Source organism: Pseudomonas sp. 18.1.10 (genome assembly GCF_024655625.1).
GTDB lineage: Bacteria > Pseudomonadota > Gammaproteobacteria > Pseudomonadales > Pseudomonadaceae > Aquipseudomonas.
On record NZ_JANLGL010000187.1, the window covers coordinates 1 to 4411 of the forward strand.

Here is a 4411-nt window from a genome sequence, read left to right on the forward strand (position 1 = left end):
CAGTCACAGATGATTCGACTGATCCACCGCATTCGCGAGCAAGCCCGCTCCCACATTTTTTGTCCCCGGTGATTCAGGGTAATTACAGTTTGACCGAAGAGCGCCCCGGCTTCTTGGTCTGCAACAAATGCGAAAACACCGCATGCAAATCATCCGACGCGCTTTCCTCATCGAGGTTGAGCTTGCTGTCGATGTGATCCATGTGATGCATCATCAAATCCACCGCCAACACCGCATCCCGCGCTTCGATCGCGTCGATCAACTGGGTGTGTTCATCGTACGAGCAGTGCGAACGGTTGCCGCTTTCGTACTGGGCGATAATCAACGACGTCTGGGACACCAGGCTGCGCTGGAAGCTGATTAGCGGTGCGTTCTTCGCCGCTTCGGCCAACTTGAGGTGGAATTCGCCGGAGAGACGGATACCCGCGCCCCGGTCGCCACGGGAAAAGCTGTCGCGCTCGTCGTTGACCATCTGGCGCAACTCGGCCAGTTGCTCGGCCGTGGCGTGCTGCACCGCCAGTTCGGTAATCGCCCGCTCCACCAGACGCCGCGCCATGAAGACCTGGCGGGCCTCTTCGACACTCGGGCTGGCCACCACGGCACCGCGATTGGGCCGCAGCAACACCACGCCTTCATGGGCCAGGCGCGACAGCGCGCGGCGAATGATGGTGCGGCTGACGCCAAAGATTTCGCCCAGTGCCTCTTCACTCAATTTGGTGCCGGGTGCCAGGCGTTGTTCGAGGATCGCCTCGAAGATATGCGCGTAGACGATATCGTCCTGGGTTCCGCTGCGACCGGCCTTGCCGGCTCGCGGTTGTTTCTTGAGAGGTTGCAACTGTTCGTTCATGGGCACTCGGGTCGGGAGAACGGCGGCGAAATAACGGTAATACGGCAACAGCGTGTTGCTGGCAAGTATCACCTAAAAACAGGGCACATTGTACACAACCGCATGCGCCAACACACTGTACGGCTGTTTGTGGCTCCGGCTGTATTGCAATGAGTGGTTACGTTTGAGTTTAGGCTTGAATTCGCTTTTTCATAGGTAGAAGGAACGCCGCTCCATGACCGATGCCACCCAAGCGCCTCTGCGCCCGCTGGCCGACACCTCACCGTCGGCTGTCGTCGCCGGTTTTATCGCCATGATGACCGGCTACACCAGTTCCCTGGTGCTGATGTTCCAGGCCGGACAAGCCGCCGGCTTGACCACGGCGCAGATTTCCTCGTGGATCTGGGCGATTTCCATCGGCATGGCGGTGTGCAGCATCGGCTTGTCGCTGCGCTACCGCACGCCGATCACCATCGCCTGGTCCACACCCGGCGCGGCGTTGCTGATTACCAGCCTGGGCGGGGTGAGTTATGGCGAGGCGATTGGCGCCTACATCACCTGCGCGGTGCTGGTGACGATCTGCGGATTGACCGGCAGCTTTGAAAAGCTGGTCAAACGCATTCCGGCGTCCTTGGCGGCGGCCTTGCTGGCGGGGATCCTGTTCAAGATCGGCAGCGAAATCTTCGTCGCCGCCCAACACCGCACCGGCCTGGTCCTGGGGATGTTTTTCACCTACCTGGTCATCAAGCGCCTGTCGCCGCGTTACGCCGTGTTGGCTGCGCTGGTGATCGGCAGCGTACTGTCAGGGCTGATGGGGCTGCTGGATTTCAGTGGTTTTCACCTGGAAGTGGCGACGCCGGTGTGGACCACTCCGCACTTCTCCCTGGCCGCGACCATCAGCATCGGCATCCCGCTGTTCGTGGTGGCGATGACCTCGCAGAACATGCCGGGCGTCGCGGTGCTGCGGGCCGACGGTTACACCGTGCCCGCCTCGCCGTTGATTACCGCCACCGGCCTGGCGTCGCTGGTGCTGGCGCCCTTTGGTTCCCACGGCATCAACCTGGCGGCAATCAGCGCGGCGATCTGCACCGGCCCCCACGCCCATGAAGACCGCAACAAGCGCTACACGGCGGCGGTCTGGTGCGGGGTGTTCTACGGGATTGCCGGGGTGTTTGGCGCGACGCTGGCGGCACTGTTCGCAGCGTTGCCCAAGGAGCTGGTGCTGTCGATTGCGGCATTGGCGCTGTTCGGCTCGATCATCAATGGCCTGAGCATCGCCATGAATGAGCCGAAGGAACGGGAAGCGGCGCTGATTACCTTTATGGTCACGGCGTCGGGCTTGACGCTGTTTTCCATCGGGTCGGCGTTCTGGGGGATTGTGGCGGGGGTGTTGACGCTGCTGATTCTGAATTGGCGCAAGGCATAAAAAAACGGCGACCCTCAGGTCGCCGTTTTTTTCAGTATCACTTAGCCGCGTTGATCGGCTTTTCCGGATACCACACGTCCAGCAGCGGGCTGACTTCAGCCTTGGTCAGCTCGGAACGGGTTTTCAGCCAGGCTTCAACAGCCGCACGTTGCTCTTCGGAGACCGAGCCGCGCTTCTGCAGGCAAACCAGACCGTAGTCATCGCCGCCAACATAACCCAGACCGTTGGCTTCCATGGCTTCGTTGATGAATGCTTCGAGGAAAGCGTCGATAGCTTCTTCACTCAGGCCTTCGTTGAAGTCCAGGTTCAGTTCGAAACCCAGCTCTTGAAATTCATCAACGCACAGTTTTTTGCGCAGACGCTGGGAACGGTTAGTCGCCATTGGAACAATCCTCTTAAGTAATAACGGGCGGCACTTTAGCAGTTTAAGGCGGCGATTGCCCGACTCTCTGGGACGGGCGGCAAATTGCCTGCAAAAAAACGCCGATTTCCAGCTATCGTTCAGCTACAAGAGGCCCCACCTTGGGGCATAATGCCGACACTTTCGTGACCAATGAGGGATTTTTCTTATTTACCCCTCGCCTTTTTCACCCTCCTCAGCAGTAGGGTTTTATTCTTTATGATCAAATCTTTGCGTCCATTGCTCCTCGCCGGTCTTCTTCTGCCACTGGCCTTCTCCGCCACCGCCGCCACCGTCAACAACACCCTGCCGCCAAACGTCCAGCAGGCACTGGCAAAAGCCAAACTGCAAAACAACGCGCTGTCCCTGGTGATGATTCCCCTGAACGGTCCGGGCACCCCCACCGTGTTCAACGCCGACGTCTCGGTCAACCCAGCCTCCACCATGAAGCTGGTCACCACCTACGCCGCCCTGGAAATGCTTGGCCCCAACCACCAGTGGAAAACCGAGTTCTACACCGATGGCACCCTCAGCGGTGGCGTGTTGCACGGCAACCTGTACCTCAAGGGCGGCGGCGACCCCAAGTTGAACATGGAAAAACTCTGGCTGCTGATGCGCGACCTGCGCGCCAATGGCGTGCAGCAAGTCACCGGCGACCTGGTGCTGGACCGTGCATTCTTCAAGCAACCGCTATTGCCCGAGTTCAATGACGACGGCAACGACGAGAACAAGCCCTTCCTGGTCAAGCCCGACGCCCTGCTGGTCAACCTCAAGGCCCTGCGCTTCGTAACCCGTAATGACTCGGGCCGGGTCATCGTGTCGGTCGAGCCGCCGATTGCCAGCATCCGTATCGACAACCAGGTCAAGGTGTCCAACACCAAGCAGTGCACCGGCGATGTGCGCTACAACCCGGTCACCGCCGCCGATGGCAGCGTGACAGTCACCGTCAGCGGCCAACTGGCCGATGGCTGCAGCTCGCAGACTTATCTGTCGCTGCTCGACCACGCCACCTACACCGCCGGCGCCGTGCGGGCGATCTGGCAGGAACTGGGCGGCAGCATCCAGGGCCGAGATATCCAGGCGCCAGTGCCGAAAGACGCCAAGGTCCTGGCCCGTGCGTTCTCGCCGGACCTGGCGGAAATCATCCGCGACATCAACAAATACAGTAACAACACCATGGCCCAGCAGTTGTTCCTGAGCCTGGGCGCACAGTTTCGCAACGATGCCGACGGCGACGACGCCAAGGCCGGCCAGCGCGTCGTGCGCCAGTGGCTGGCGAAAAAAGGCATTACCGCGCCGCACCTGGTGATGGAGAACGGTTCCGGCCTGTCCCGCGCCGAGCGGGTCAGCGCCCGCGAAATGGCCGCCATGCTACAAGCCGCCTGGAAAAGCCCCTACGCCGCTGAGTACATCAGCTCGCTACCGATTGCCGGTACCGACGGCACCATGCGTAAACGCCTGAAGACCACCGCCATGCGCGGCGAGGCCCACGTCAAGACCGGCACCTTGAACACCGTGCGCGCCATTGCCGGGTTCAGCCGCGACAACAACGGCAACACCTGGGCAGTGGTGGCAATCCTCAACGATCCAAAGCCGTGGGGCGCTTCGTCGGTGCTGGATCAAGTGCTGCTGGACCTGTATCGCCAGCCGAAACTGGCGGCGGCGGCGCCCGTTCTCTGACCCTGGCTCTAGTGTGTGTATGGACTTGCCCGCGATGGCAGAGTGTCAGTTTGCATATCTGTGACTGACACGCCGCTAT

Annotated in this window: 4 protein-coding genes; 2 read left to right on the plus strand and 2 right to left on the minus strand. The window is 60.6% G+C overall.

Translation table 11 applies throughout. The features are described from left to right. Nucleotides 1-82 precede the first annotated feature (82 nt). The gene (locus NUV89_RS23500) at nt 83-847 is read right to left on the minus strand and encodes a GntR family transcriptional regulator (RefSeq protein ID WP_017739583.1); all 765 of its coding nucleotides are present in this window, start codon (nt 845-847) and stop codon (nt 83-85) included. 214 nt (nt 848-1061) lie between these two features. Here NUV89_RS23500 and NUV89_RS23505 point away from each other — a divergent pair, with 214 nt between their 5' ends. Beyond that, a complete protein-coding gene (locus NUV89_RS23505; protein ID WP_257783203.1) occupies nt 1062-2252 on the plus strand; it encodes a benzoate/H(+) symporter BenE family transporter in 1191 nt (396 codons plus the stop codon). 37 nt (nt 2253-2289) lie between these two features. Here the strand turns inward: NUV89_RS23505 and NUV89_RS23510 are convergent, their stop codons facing one another. Then, entirely contained in the window at nt 2290-2634 is a 345-nt protein-coding gene (locus NUV89_RS23510; protein WP_017739581.1) for a YggL family protein, read from the minus strand. A 237-nt stretch (nt 2635-2871) separates the two neighbouring features. Here NUV89_RS23510 and dacB point away from each other — a divergent pair, with 237 nt between their 5' ends. Then, nucleotides 2872-4332: a D-alanyl-D-alanine carboxypeptidase/D-alanyl-D-alanine-endopeptidase gene (gene dacB, locus NUV89_RS23515; RefSeq protein ID WP_257783204.1), complete on the plus strand. Its 1461-nt coding sequence runs from the start codon at nt 2872-2874 to the stop codon at nt 4330-4332. Nucleotides 4333-4411: the final 79 nt, after the last annotated feature.